Origin of the sequence: Citrobacter sp. Igbk 14, assembly GCF_028069825.1 — a bacterium.
GTDB lineage: Bacteria > Pseudomonadota > Gammaproteobacteria > Enterobacterales > Enterobacteriaceae > Citrobacter.
This window is the reverse complement of sequence record NZ_JANEWM010000089.1, coordinates 1-11,711: the sequence shown is the minus strand read 5'-3', so window position 1 is coordinate 11,711 and position 11,711 is coordinate 1. Positions and strand designations below refer to the sequence as shown.

The 11,711-nt window shown below is 49.9% G+C and carries 12 protein-coding genes; 4 read left to right on the top strand and 8 right to left on the bottom strand.

The annotated features are described in order from the left end of the window. Window positions 1-129: 129 nt before the first annotated feature. Window positions 130-558 (top strand): universal stress protein UspC, encoded by a 429-nt coding sequence (gene uspC / locus NNN64_RS21515; RefSeq protein ID WP_271442713.1) that lies wholly within the window; start codon window positions 130-132, stop codon window positions 556-558. Here the strand turns inward: uspC and otsA are convergent, their stop codons facing one another. From otsA to NNN64_RS21485, 6 genes are all read right to left on the bottom strand, one after another. Continuing rightward, complete coding sequence (gene otsA / locus NNN64_RS21510) at window positions 559-1,980, bottom strand: alpha,alpha-trehalose-phosphate synthase (RefSeq protein ID WP_271442712.1); 1,422 nt, start codon at window positions 1,978-1,980, stop codon at window positions 559-561. Further along, window positions 1,955-2,758, bottom strand: a complete 804-nt coding sequence (otsB, locus tag NNN64_RS21505; RefSeq protein WP_271442711.1) for a trehalose-phosphatase — start codon at window positions 2,756-2,758, stop codon at window positions 1,955-1,957. The genes otsA and otsB overlap by 26 nt, the downstream gene beginning before the upstream one ends. 175 nt (window positions 2,759-2,933) lie before the next feature. Then, the gene (gene araH, locus NNN64_RS21500) at window positions 2,934-3,920 is read right to left on the bottom strand and encodes an arabinose ABC transporter permease AraH (RefSeq protein ID WP_271442710.1); all 987 of its coding nucleotides are present in this window, start codon (window positions 3,918-3,920) and stop codon (window positions 2,934-2,936) included. Between the two features lie 14 nt (window positions 3,921-3,934). Further along, on the bottom strand, window positions 3,935-5,449 hold the full coding sequence (gene araG / locus NNN64_RS21495; RefSeq protein ID WP_271442709.1) for an L-arabinose ABC transporter ATP-binding protein AraG: 1,515 nt from the start codon (window positions 5,447-5,449) through the stop codon (window positions 3,935-3,937). A 104-nt stretch (window positions 5,450-5,553) separates the two neighbouring features. Then, window positions 5,554-6,543, bottom strand: a complete 990-nt coding sequence (locus NNN64_RS21490) for an arabinose ABC transporter substrate-binding protein (RefSeq protein WP_005127705.1) — start codon at window positions 6,541-6,543, stop codon at window positions 5,554-5,556. A 318-nt stretch (window positions 6,544-6,861) separates the two neighbouring features. Further along, on the bottom strand, window positions 6,862-7,419 hold the full coding sequence (locus NNN64_RS21485) for a DJ-1/PfpI family protein (protein ID WP_271442708.1): 558 nt from the start codon (window positions 7,417-7,419) through the stop codon (window positions 6,862-6,864). 546 nt (window positions 7,420-7,965) lie between these two features. Here NNN64_RS21485 and NNN64_RS21480 point away from each other — a divergent pair. Further along, the gene (locus NNN64_RS21480) at window positions 7,966-8,469 is read left to right on the top strand and encodes a non-heme ferritin-like protein (RefSeq protein WP_271442707.1); all 504 of its coding nucleotides are present in this window, start codon (window positions 7,966-7,968) and stop codon (window positions 8,467-8,469) included. An 80-nt stretch (window positions 8,470-8,549) separates the two neighbouring features. Here NNN64_RS21480 and NNN64_RS21475 read toward each other — a convergent pair whose 3' ends face one another. Then, window positions 8,550-8,801, bottom strand: a complete 252-nt coding sequence (locus NNN64_RS21475) for a DUF2766 family protein (RefSeq protein ID WP_005127709.1) — start codon at window positions 8,799-8,801, stop codon at window positions 8,550-8,552. Window positions 8,802-8,932: 131 nt separating this feature from the next. Between NNN64_RS21475 and NNN64_RS21470 the strand changes: the two genes are divergently transcribed. After that, complete coding sequence (locus NNN64_RS21470) at window positions 8,933-10,354, top strand: MFS transporter (RefSeq protein ID WP_271442706.1); 1,422 nt, start codon at window positions 8,933-8,935, stop codon at window positions 10,352-10,354. 38 nt (window positions 10,355-10,392) lie between these two features. Here the strand turns inward: NNN64_RS21470 and NNN64_RS21465 are convergent, their stop codons facing one another. Then, complete coding sequence (locus tag NNN64_RS21465) at window positions 10,393-11,031, bottom strand: RpiB/LacA/LacB family sugar-phosphate isomerase (protein WP_061068094.1); 639 nt, start codon at window positions 11,029-11,031, stop codon at window positions 10,393-10,395. Window positions 11,032-11,300: 269 nt separating this feature from the next. Between NNN64_RS21465 and NNN64_RS21460 the strand changes: the two genes are divergently transcribed. Next, window positions 11,301-11,636 (top strand): YecR-like lipofamily protein, encoded by a 336-nt coding sequence (locus NNN64_RS21460; RefSeq protein WP_271442705.1) that lies wholly within the window; start codon window positions 11,301-11,303, stop codon window positions 11,634-11,636. The last annotated feature ends 75 nt before the right edge of the window (window positions 11,637-11,711 follow it).

Genomic DNA, 11,711 nt, shown 5'->3' with positions numbered 1-11,711 from the left:
ATTTATAAGAATAATTAATGAATAATCATGATGACATTCACACAATTACCATACGAAACGTAGCACTATGGTGGTATACGATTAAAACTGAAGAGTTCTCTCATAATTCATGAACAAAAGGAGCGAGTTATGAGCTATGCGCACATTCTTGTCGCTGTTGCCGCTACCCCCGAAAGCCACCAGCTGTTAGCAAAGGCGGTTTCAATCGCTCGCCCTGTCAACGCCCGCATTAGTCTGATAACCCTGGTCTCAGATCCCGAACTGTATAACCAGTTTGCCGCCCCAATGCTGGAAGATCTGCGTGAAGTGATGCAAGAAGAAACCCAGAATTTTATCGATCAGTTAAGCAAAGAAGCGCAGTACCCTATTGAGCACACGTTTATTACCTATGGCGCATTGAACGAACACATTCTGGATATATGCCGCAAGCACGCGGTTGATCTGGTGATTTATGGCAACCATAACCACAGTTTCTTTTCGCGAGCTTCCTGCTCAGCGAAAAGCGTTGTCAGCGCAAGCCAGGTTGATGTGTTGCTGGTGCCGCTTGCGGGCGATTAATCACCCCAGTTTGCTGCAGGCTGTCTGCGAGTCAGGCGACAGATTTTCCGTATGACGCGATGCGACGTTCTTCAGATCGCAAATGAATCTCGCCTGCCAGTTATTGATATCATTTTTAACGATAGTCTGCAGCATTGCGGCATGACGTGAAATACGTTCGGCAAGTGGCATCGTCAGAGCCTGGTTTAATGCGCCTGCGACATCATCCCGATCATAAGGGTTTACAATGAGTGCAGAAGTCAGCTCATTCGCTGCTCCGGCAAACTGCGACAGCACCAGGACACCAGGATTGGCAGGGTCTTGTGCGGCGATATACTCCTTTGCTACCAGATTCATGCCATCGCGCAGTGGCGTCACCAGTCCGACATCAGAGTAGCGAAAGACCTTCATCAGTAATTTACGGTCAAAATACTGATTCAGGTAGTACAGCGGTGTCCAGCCCAGTTGCCCGTATTTACCATTGATCCGCCCGGCCTCGGTCTCTAACTGGTGACGAATATCCTGATAAGCCTGAACTTCCTCACGCGAAGTCGGTGCTATCTGCGTATAACGAATCTTCCCGTGATGCTGTGGAAACTGTTCCAACAGCGCCTCATAGGCCTGAAAACGCTCCGGCAGGCCTTTGGAGTAATCCAGCCGCTCAACAGAAAAGATATTTTTCACATGTTTAAGTTCTGCTTTTAACTGTGCCAGTTTCGGCGGTAGCGGTCCTGATGCTTGCCGTGCTATCTCCTCAGGTGCAATACCAATAGGATAAACTTCCGTGCGGAACGCTTTCCCCCAGGCCAGATGCTGTTTCTCACTGAGCGTAGTTACCTGAGTTTGCGCCGCCAGACAGTCAAGAAAGGCCTGGCGATCGTTGTCGGTTTGAAAGCCCAATAAATCAAAGTCACACAGTTGCTCAAGTAGCGCCTGATGTGGCGGCAACGCATTGAAAATTTCGGGTGTTGGAAAAGGAATATGCAGAAAAAAACCGATGCGATTATTCACACCACGTTTGCGTAGCTCGCAGGCAAAAGGTAACAAGTGATAATCGTGAACCCAGATAATATCGTCATCACTAAGCAGTGGCAGCAGCTTATCAACCAGTAAAGCATTCACCCGTTGGTAGCCTTCCCAGGCACTACGCTGAAACTGTACCAGGTCCAGTCGATAATGGAACGCAGGCCACAACACGGCATTCGAAAACTGGCAGTAATACTCTTCGTAATCCTGTTCGCTCAGATTAAACGATGCCCAGGTGATGTTGCCACGGGTAACTTTTTTTAATGGCTGCTCCCCATTGCCTGTATCACCGCTCCAGCCGAACCACAGGCCGCCAGCAGCCTTCAGTGCGCCCAGCACACCTACAGCAAGACCGCCAGCGCTGCCTTTGTCATCCGGTGAGGCAATGCGGTTAGATACTACGACTAAACGACTCATAGCCACCTCTCCTGTCATTCGTTGCTTCTTGTTCCTGCTGCGGACAGTTGATTTGTTCCAGCCAATGCCAGACGTCTCTGACGGCAGCCAGACGCCATGTAGCCTGAGTCTCCCCGCTTCCCACTTTTACCGAGATACCGCCGGCGCGATTGACCACAGCAAAACCTGTTTCATCGGTCAGATCATCACCCACAAAAACAGGTGTCCGTCCGACAAACGGTGCTTCCTGCAGAAATGCCGCAATTGCGTCTCCTTTATTGGTGTCCTGAGATTTGATTTCCACAACACACTTTCCGGGCTGTAATGCCAGTTGTGGCCAGATATGGGTAATACGTTCAGCCAACGCCAGCAGAGCGGCCTCATGTTCAGGCGCCTGCCGGTAGTGCAGAGCAAAAGCCATGCCTTTTGTTTCAAGCGTTGTCCCCGGTAACGTCGCCAGCGCCGCATGCAATAACGCCCCCGCTTCGCGCTCAACCGCCTCAGGCAAATGCACAATATGGGTTTGACCATTGATGTCACGGCGTTCTGCCCCATGTACCCCGGCGAGCGGGAAACGATATGGGGTGGTGAGTGCGTCAAGCTCTGCCATTGAGCGCCCTGAAATCAATGCCAGAGCACCCGCATTTTGCGTGGCCAGGCGATGTAATAACTGCAGAATTGTCTGTGGAACTACAACCTGATCAGGATGCGGTTTTATTTCAGCCAGTGTTCCGTCGAGATCGAAAAAATAAGCACAATTTGTGGGATGCTCAGGGGGTAAGGTTAGCGATGCTGTCACCCGATTCTCCTCCTCGTCATGGTCTGTACGCCGCGCGGATCGCGCCGTATATAGGATGTATGACGGGTATAAGTATAGACAGTGTGACCGTGCTCGCCATTTAGAAAAACAATCGCCAGCCGGGTAGCGGCTGGCGATATGTCGAAGCTAGACTAAAAAGTTGGGATTTAAATCATCAAACAGTACGCTTAGCTTTTTGTTTGTAACGGTCGAAGATCACCGCCGCCAGCAGGATCAAACCTCGCACCACATACTGTGCGAATGGCGAGATATTCAGCAGGTTCATCGCATTCTCGACCGTCCCCAAAATTAACACCCCTGCGACGACATATGAGATTTTTCCGATGCCGCCTTTGAGCGAAACGCCGCCTAACACACAGGCAGAAATCACGATCAGCTCATAACCAATAGAGGTCATCGGTTGGCCGCTGGTCATACGTGATGCCAGGATAATCCCCGCAACGGCGGATACCAGACCGGAAAGAATGAAGATAATAATCTTCGTGCGAACGACCGGCACCCCAGCCAGACGTGCAGCTTCCTCATTGCCCCCAATCGCCAACGTATTGCGACCAAACGTGGTTTTATTCAACAGCAGGCCAAAAACAATAAAGCAGCCCACGGTTAACCAGATCGGTGCAGGCAGCCCTAACCAGTTGGCATAGCCAAGCGTAAAGAAGCGTTCGTCTTCGATACCCACTGCTTTACCGTCAGAGATAATGTAGGCCAGACCGCGAACAATTTGCATGGTAGCGAGCGTCGTGATCAGCGCGTTAATTTTTAAACGCGCAATCACGAAACCATTCACCAGACCGCACAGAACACCGAGCAACAACCCAGCCGCCACGCCAATCCACAGGCTTTCGGTCATATTAATGACCACTGCAGTCGTCACCCCTGCGCAAGCAATAACGGACGCTACCGAGAGATCAAAATCGCCGGATGCCAGGCAAAATAACATCCCGCACGCCACCATACCCGACATAGATACCGCCAGACCCAGCCCCTTCATATTGATGAAAGTCGCAAAGTTCGGCACAAAAATAGCGCAAACCAGGAACAACACGGCAAATACCACCAGCATCCCGTATTGATCCCAAATTCGGCCAAGATTTAACGCCGACTTCGCAGCGCCTGAACCCGATGTAGAAACGGAAGACATCATATTCTCCTTATTCAGGCGACTGCCTGGCTGACTTTAGGCATAGCAAGGCTCAGCGCCTGGCGTTCATCCGCCTGTTCATGAAGTAATTCACCTGCGATCTCACCTTCTCTCATCACCACAATGCGGTCGGCGACGCCAAGAACTTCCGGCAGGTCACTGGAGGCAAACAGCACGGCAACACCGCGCGCAGCCAGGGCATAAATCACGTTATAAATTTCATGTTTCGCGCCAACATCAATGCCGCGGGTAGGCTCGTCCAACAAAATTACTTTCATCTCTTCCGATAACCAGCGCCCCAGTATGGCCTTTTGCTGATTACCGCCAGAGAGGTTCATGATCAGTTGCTCTGCACCCGGCGTTTTGATGTTGAGTGAGCGGATATGATGGTCAGCATTGGTCTCTTCCCAGCCGTTGTTGATCAGACATCCCCCCGTGACATGTTTGCGGCGCGCACTAATATTGATGTTGTTGCGTACCGAATGGACCGGGATAATCCCTTCGGCCTTGCGATCCTCCGGACACAGCATCATGCCTGCTTCAATGGCGTGACTGGGTTTGCGGATTTCTATCGCTTGTTCGTCAATAAACACCTGACCTTGTGTGATGCGCGTGCCGCCGAACAGACCTTTCATTAATTCGCTACGTCCGGCACCCACCAGGCCGAACAGTCCGACGATTTCGCCGCTACGTACCGATAAGCTGATCGGGGTGCGCACGCCTGGGGCTTTTACCTCATGCAAACGCAGACGCTCCGCACCGTAAGGTCTGGCCTTCCAGCCGTAGATGTCCCCAAGATCACGCCCCACCATCGCCTGGACCAGTGCGTCGTGATCAACCTGCTGCATGTCCGTAAACGTTTTGACGTACTGGCCATCCTTAAACACGGTTATGGCATCGCTCAGCGCGAAAATCTCCTCCATACGGTGCGAAACGTACAGAATGATGCGGCCCTCGTTGCGTAGCTCACGAATCACGCGAAACAGATTTTCAATCTCCCTGGCGGAAAGAGAGCTGGTGGGTTCATCAAAAGCGATAATTTTGGCGTTACGCGCCAGCGCCTTAGCAATCTCCACCATTTGCCACTGACCGATGGAGAGATATTTCAATGGAGTATCAGGATCGATATCCATCCCCAGATGTTTTAACTGCAGGCCCGCTTCGTAGTTCAACAGCGAGCGGTTCACAATCCCACCCTTATGCGGAAGCTGCCCTAAGTAAATGTTCTCGGCGACGGTCATTTCCGGCACCAGATGCAGTTCCTGGTAAATAATGGCGACACCGGCGTTCAGCGCAGTGGTTGTGTCCGCAAACGAAACCTCCTGTCCGTGGATCGCTATAGATCCCGTGGTTGGCGCGTAGTTTCCGCTGAGAATTTTTAATAATGTTGATTTCCCGGCGCCATTTTCACCCATCAGTGCATGCACCTGCCCGGCATAACAGTCGAAACTGATATCCGTTAGCGCTTTTACGCCAGGGAAGGTTTTGCCAATGCCGCGAAATGAGAGATACGGGGTAGACTGTTGCATAACGTCTCCGTGGATCTAAACGGTTGCCGGATGGCGGCGTAGCCTTATCCAGCCTACAAAGGGCGTTTTTGTAGGCCGGATAAGATCGTTTTACGGCAGTTGCGTTATTTGCCGCCTAAGCCTTTTTTCGCCAGTTCTTCTTTGAAGTTGTCGCGAGTAATCAGCACCACATCGGTAACTTCAGTAAACACCGGCGGTTCTGCGCCTTTGGTGACCCAGTTGTAGAGCATTTCGCTGGATTTATAACCGTGAACGTCCGGGCTAGGCAGCAGTGAACCGTAGAATCCGGTGGCTTCCGCTTTGGAGAGTTCGCTAATGGCATCAACACCGTTAATACCGATACCAATAACGTTTGCTGCCTTAAACCCCTGCCCTTCGGTAGCACGCACGCCACCCAGCACAGTGTTGTCGTTCATCCCGACAATCAGCCAGTGTTTAACTTCAGGATGTTGAACCAGCATGGAGTTTGCGGCGTCGAATGCGCCAGGGATATCATTTGATTTGGTTGGGACCTGGTAGATCTGTTTTTCCGGGAAGCCTGCAGCTTTAAGCGCTTCCATCGAACCCGATGTACGACGGCGCGCGGTATCCAGTTCGTTGGCGGTAATCGCCATTACAGCGGAAGATTTCACATCCCAGCCACGTTTCTGCATCTCTTTGTACAGTTCCTGGCCCTGGCGTTCACCAATTTTGGTTGCTGCCATCATCACCAATGGCACGGTATCCATAGGCTTACCTTTCGCATTGGCGAACTGATCGTCAACCGCGATGACTTTCATGTCATAGCCACGCGCTTTTGCCATAATAGCAGGCCCGAGTTTCGGGTCCGGCGTACAAATTACAAATCCTTTTGCACCACTTGCCGCCAGGCTGTCGATAGCATTCAGGGTTTTCTCTCCGTCTGGAACGGCGATTTTAATAACTTCAAACCCAAGGTCTTTACCGGCTTTATCTGCAAACTTCCACTCCGTCTGGAACCAGGGTTCTTCCGGTTGTTTGACCAGAAAACCGAGCTTCATGGATTCAGCGATAGCGGATTGTGACATAATGGCGGCCAGACCGATGGCCGCCAGCGCTTTAGTGAATTTGTGCATGGTTAACTCCAGCTTTAACGTTCTTTTATGTAGGGTAAAATCAAACGATTTTTTGTAATCCGGACGTAAAACAAAGCATTACCTTTTACTGATAAGATCAATGCCAGTGCTGAGAGTAGTTTTAGCGGGAAATTGATTCTCCATAAGAGAGCGGCATCACACCCTAGAATTACAGTAGTTGCGTACATAAATTCAGCGGGAAATGACATAAAAAAACACAATTTTCAGAATAGGAAAAATAAGAAATAGCAGATTAATCCATAACCTCAGCCAGTGAATCCTTGTTCCCGAATATCGAAACATCCGGGAGTCCAATGATTACCAAGGGTAATAAATATGGTCAGCGTGATCGCGAACAGGAATATCGTCTTCTAACAGACGTGCAGAAAGCGTAAACGCAAAATCAAAAATATGGCCCAGTCCTTTGCCACTGATAAGATTTCCATCTTCAACAACAGGCGCGTCGACATACTCGCCGTCGGTGATGGTTTGCCACAGCTCACCTGAACACACGTAGCGCCGGCCTTTCAGTAACCCATTACCCGCCAGCACCCGCGCGGCTGCCGAACAAACCGGGCAAATCAGTTTTCCTGCATCGTCATGGCGAGAGATAAACTGGACAACTGCAGCACTGGCGGCAAGATTTACGCTACCCTGTGGTCCCCCTGGCAACACGATCGCATCGTAGAAAGCATCCCGACGGGCCTCCAGCGTACTGTCGGTCACCATTGGCACGTCATGATAGCTCACCACCGCACGGGACTCTGCGCAGGCCAGCGTCTCAACCTCAATTTGCAGGCGACGTAGAATATCAATAGTCACAATGGCTTCAGCCTCTTCAAAACCGGGTGCCAGCAACACCGCCACTTTTTTCATATACAACTCCTCGATTAATCCACCGATATCCAACAACAAATGCCGAATAATTCATTCCGTTAAATTTATTAAAACTGATCTGGCGCAAAAAATTAGGTTGAAGATAATTTTCAGGCACATCACTTCACCGGATAATTCCCATCAAAACCAACAGCGATAATCACCAGACGTCATAGAATACCGCGTCATGAAATTTAATTTTGAGACTTGAAACAGCATTTCATTATCTTTATTTTACATAAATTCATTATAAATCATCTAATTATATTCACATTATTTATATACACAAATGACATGGTCAAGAATATTGCTATACCAATATGTAAAAAAACATAAATAGGCCGTTTTAAGGATTTTCTTAATGCCAAGCACGCGCTATGCTGATTCACGATCGGAAGCGAATATAATTCGTGATCATCTAAAGGACCGGCGGAACGGATTTTTTCTGCTAACAGTATTACTCGTACGTAGATGTGAAGTGCAACGGCAGCCCGTTGTACTGGCGTTGGTGACGTACTTCTCCTTTCTGGAAATAAGGATATTGATATGGCTGCAGTTGGAATTGTTCACAAACTCAACACGCAAATGAACCTTGAATTTTACGCATCGAATCTCTACCTTCACCTCAGTGAATGGTGCTACGAACACAGCCTGACAGGCACCGCGACGTTTCTGCGCACTCAGGCGCAGGGTAATGTAACGCAAATGATGCGTATGTTTAATTTTATGAAAAGCGCAGGGGCTAACCCCATCGTCAAGGCCATCGATGTTCCCGGTGATGAGCTAACTTCGCTTGAAGAACTGTTTCAGAAAACGCTGGAAGATTATCAACAGCGTTCGCGTACGCTGTCGCGTTTGACGGATGAAGCCGAAGCATTGAACGACGCGCCAACCGTTGATTTTCTTCATGATCTGGAAAAAGAACAGCAGCAGGATGGCGTGCTGTTACAAACGATTCTTGATGAAGTTCGTAGCGCTAAACGCGCTGGATTGTGTATGGCACAAACGGATAAGCATTTGCTAAACGTCGTAAACTACCAACATCACTGATATCCGATCGCGACAAATCTGCGCCTCCCTTTCTGAGAGGCGCAAAAAAACCTTTCTAAAACCTGAAACAACGGTTTATTTTAGTGAGACTCATTCTGCGGGGTGAATTTCAGCTCGATCAACGCAACCGCTTTTTGAATTGCGCGCATCGTAACGGGATCAGCCCCCGCGGGATGGCTGGAAAAGTCGATGCTTTTCAGTTGGCTGGACATTTTTTCCCGAACTTCTACCGGGGCAATAACATCAATAACATCCAGGATTTGCTTGATAACCAACTGGCAGGCAACAACGTCCGAGAGCAGTTCCTGATCGGCATTCAGTGTTTGGGACATAGTGAGCTCCTTATAGAAAGGTCGTCATAGTACCCATTCAGCGCTCGAAACGGTAGCGGCGAAAGCAGTACAGCCGCGCTGAAAATAAAAAAACAGTTCCAGTTAATTTCGTTTGAGATGGCAAGCACAACATGAGTGAACATTTAGCGGTTGAAAATAAGCGGGGTCTTTCTCCGGCTGCACTACTGGTCGCCGGGGCCTTCTTTATGGAGTTCATCGATGGCACGGTGATTGCGACGGCCCTGCCCGATATGGCAAAAAGTTTCGGCGTGCAGGCCGTTGATCTGAACATCGGCATCAGTGCTTATCTGATTACGCTGGCGGTTCTCATCCCTGCCAGTGGCTGGATTGCCGATCGTTTTGGTGCCCGAAAAGTGTTTACCCTGGCACTGGCGATTTTTACCTTCGCCTCAGTCTTATGCGGACTCGCCAACAGCATTGAAGGCTTTGTGGCAATGCGCATTTTACAGGGTGTCGGGGGGGCACTGATGGTGCCGGTCGGCCGCCTCGCCGTTCTGCGTACCACGCCTAAACATCAGTTGATCACCGCGATCGCCACCCTGACCTGGCCTGCCTTAGTGGCCCCCATAATTGGCCCCCCCTTGGGCGGATTTATTACCAGTTATGCCAACTGGCGCTGGATCTTCTTTATTAATGTGCCACTGGGGTTGCTGGCGATAGCGCTGGCGCTGCGTTTTATCCCGGATATTCATGATGACGAACGTCGCCCGTTCGATTTTCCCGGTTTTATTGCCACATCGGTCGCGATGGTCAGTCTGGTATATGCGATGGAACTGCTGGGAACCCAACAGCCGCAGGGCTGGTTAACTGCGGGACTTCTGGTACTTGGAATCGCCACGTTCCTGTTTGCCCTGCGTCATTTTCGCCAAACCGCGTGGCCGATGATTCGTCTGGATGCCATGCGCGTTCCTACATTTCGTGTCACGATGTACGGCGGTTCTCTGTTTCGTGCTTCTATCAGTGCGGTACCCTTTCTGTTGCCACTGATGTTTCAGGTTGGTTTTGGTATGAATGCTTTTCATGCCGGTTCCCTGGTATTGGCCGTGTTTGTTGGCAACCTGACGATTAAACCCGCGACTACCCCGTTAATACGCTGGTTAGGCTTTAAAAAGCTGCTGCTGATAAACGGCGCGCTTAATGTGCTGGCGCTATTGGCCTGTGCGCTGATCACGCCGCAAACTCCCGTATGGGTAATTTTACTGGTGCTGTATCTGGGCGGCGTTTTTCGCTCAATTCAGTTTACCGGTGTCAGCACGTTGGCATTTGCGGATGTTCCTGCATCACAGATGAGCTATGCAAATACGCTGTTTAGTACAGCGACGCAACTGGCTGTTGGATTAGGGATTTCGTTGGCGGCTATCGGGATCCGCATCGGGGATCAAGTGAGTGAATGGTGGTCACTGGGGGCGATACCCGGCATCAGTTTCCGGCTGGCATTCGTCGCTATCGCCATGATTTGCCTGATAGGAATGGTTGATACGCTGCGGCTTACCCGCGATGCAGGAAGCGCTGTATCAAATAAGCGTCGATAAGCCCGATAGTTCAGTTCACACTATCGGGCCAACCGGGTTTAGCCAATAACTTCACGGACAAAGGCTTCGATCGCTTTGTCCTGGCAGTTTTCAAAGAAACACTGCTGGAAACGTGGACCTGAAACGGCGGTTTTCACCAGTTCAGGATCGATAGCGCGCAGGGTATCAAGATAATTTTCTTTTACTACTGCCGCTTTCACCTGGTTTAAAATCCCCGCATTACGCACCTGCGGGTCTTTCCGCTCTGGCGGATAACCTTCACCATTACGACCGGTAAACGCTTTTTCAAACATATACCGGACATTCAGTTCAGCCCCCCAGCCAAACCCTTTTGCAAAGGCCAGCGAGAGTGCATTACCGTTGTTGATCTGCGCAAACAGGAACGCATCCGCGGGATCAAGGCAGTAGCCGCACACCACGCCAGGGTGAATATTCAGTGACATCATGGCCCCCTGACCCGTACCGCAACCCGTGACAACGAAGTCAACCGCTTTTGAATTGAGCAGAATGCTGGCCATGATACCCAGGTGGATGTAAGTCAGATGGTGATCATTTTCGTCGCTCATCCCGACATTGAACACAGGAAAACCTTTTTCATCCGCGACAGACTTAAGCTCATGGTGAATGATCGCGTTTTTGCTTGCCTGGCTGTTTTCCATCATCAATGCAATTTTCATTGTGTATTCTCCTGAATGCGCCGCGGAGGTCCCGCCGTAAGTCATGACATTTCAGTCACATTACTATTTAGCAAATCATCTTTCAATTTTTATGAAATAAAGTTTCATAAAATATCGAGATGCTCACGGTTTTTGCGCCAGCCTTCAGATTTGACTCATAAACAGGGTGTCGTTGTGATTAATCGCAGGTGATCTTCTGGCTATTCAGGCCATTGATTAGCCGTGATGTATGTCAGGATAGCGTATCACCGATTTTTCAGAGCGATTTCATGAAGACCTTTATTCTTGCCCTCTTACCGCTCATGCTGACGGGATGCACCATCACTAAGCAGGCTCAGGTCAGCGAAGCCAGCAGCATTACCGGCGTGGTTCGTCTGACTTACAACCAGGCCATGCTACAAACAGCACGTACCGACGACTATGTTGCTCAGGGAACTGCGACAAAAGAATGTCAGCGTATGGGCTATGCCAGTGCAGTCGGATTTGGCCAGCCAGTTGCGACCTGCAGCGTTTATGCCGGTTCTCTGTGTTTGAATACCAAAATCACGCTGTCCTGGCAGTGTCACGGTGTTGCCGTACCACAAACTTCCACTTTCCAGTATTAATCATTCCGACCAGCACACCTGCTGGTCATCTATTCTATTTTTATTTATGTCATCAATTTAATAGCGTTAATGCGT

Bases quoted from the DNA above. Each gene is read 5' to 3' on its own strand.
- uspC (WP_271442713.1), top strand. From the start codon at position 130: ATGAGCTATGCGCACATTCTTGTCGCTGTTGCCGCTACCCCCGAAAGC.
- otsA (WP_271442712.1), bottom strand. From the start codon at position 1,980: ATGAGTCGTTTAGTCGTAGTATCTAACCGCATTGCCTCACCGGATGAC.
- araH (WP_271442710.1), bottom strand. From the start codon at position 3,920: ATGTCTTCCGTTTCTACATCGGGTTCAGGCGCTGCGAAGTCGGCGTTA.
- araG (WP_271442709.1), bottom strand. From the start codon at position 5,449: ATGCAACAGTCTACCCCGTATCTCTCATTTCGCGGCATTGGCAAAACC.
- NNN64_RS21490 (WP_005127705.1), bottom strand. From the start codon at position 6,543: ATGCACAAATTCACTAAAGCGCTGGCGGCCATCGGTCTGGCCGCCATT.
- NNN64_RS21485 (WP_271442708.1), bottom strand. From the start codon at position 7,419: ATGAAAAAAGTGGCGGTGTTGCTGGCACCCGGTTTTGAAGAGGCTGAA.
- NNN64_RS21480 (WP_271442707.1), top strand. From the start codon at position 7,966: ATGGCTGCAGTTGGAATTGTTCACAAACTCAACACGCAAATGAACCTT.
- NNN64_RS21475 (WP_005127709.1), bottom strand. From the start codon at position 8,801: ATGTCCCAAACACTGAATGCCGATCAGGAACTGCTCTCGGACGTTGTT.
- NNN64_RS21470 (WP_271442706.1), top strand. From the start codon at position 8,933: ATGAGTGAACATTTAGCGGTTGAAAATAAGCGGGGTCTTTCTCCGGCT.
- NNN64_RS21465 (WP_061068094.1), bottom strand. From the start codon at position 11,031: ATGAAAATTGCATTGATGATGGAAAACAGCCAGGCAAGCAAAAACGCG.
- NNN64_RS21460 (WP_271442705.1), top strand. From the start codon at position 11,301: ATGAAGACCTTTATTCTTGCCCTCTTACCGCTCATGCTGACGGGATGC.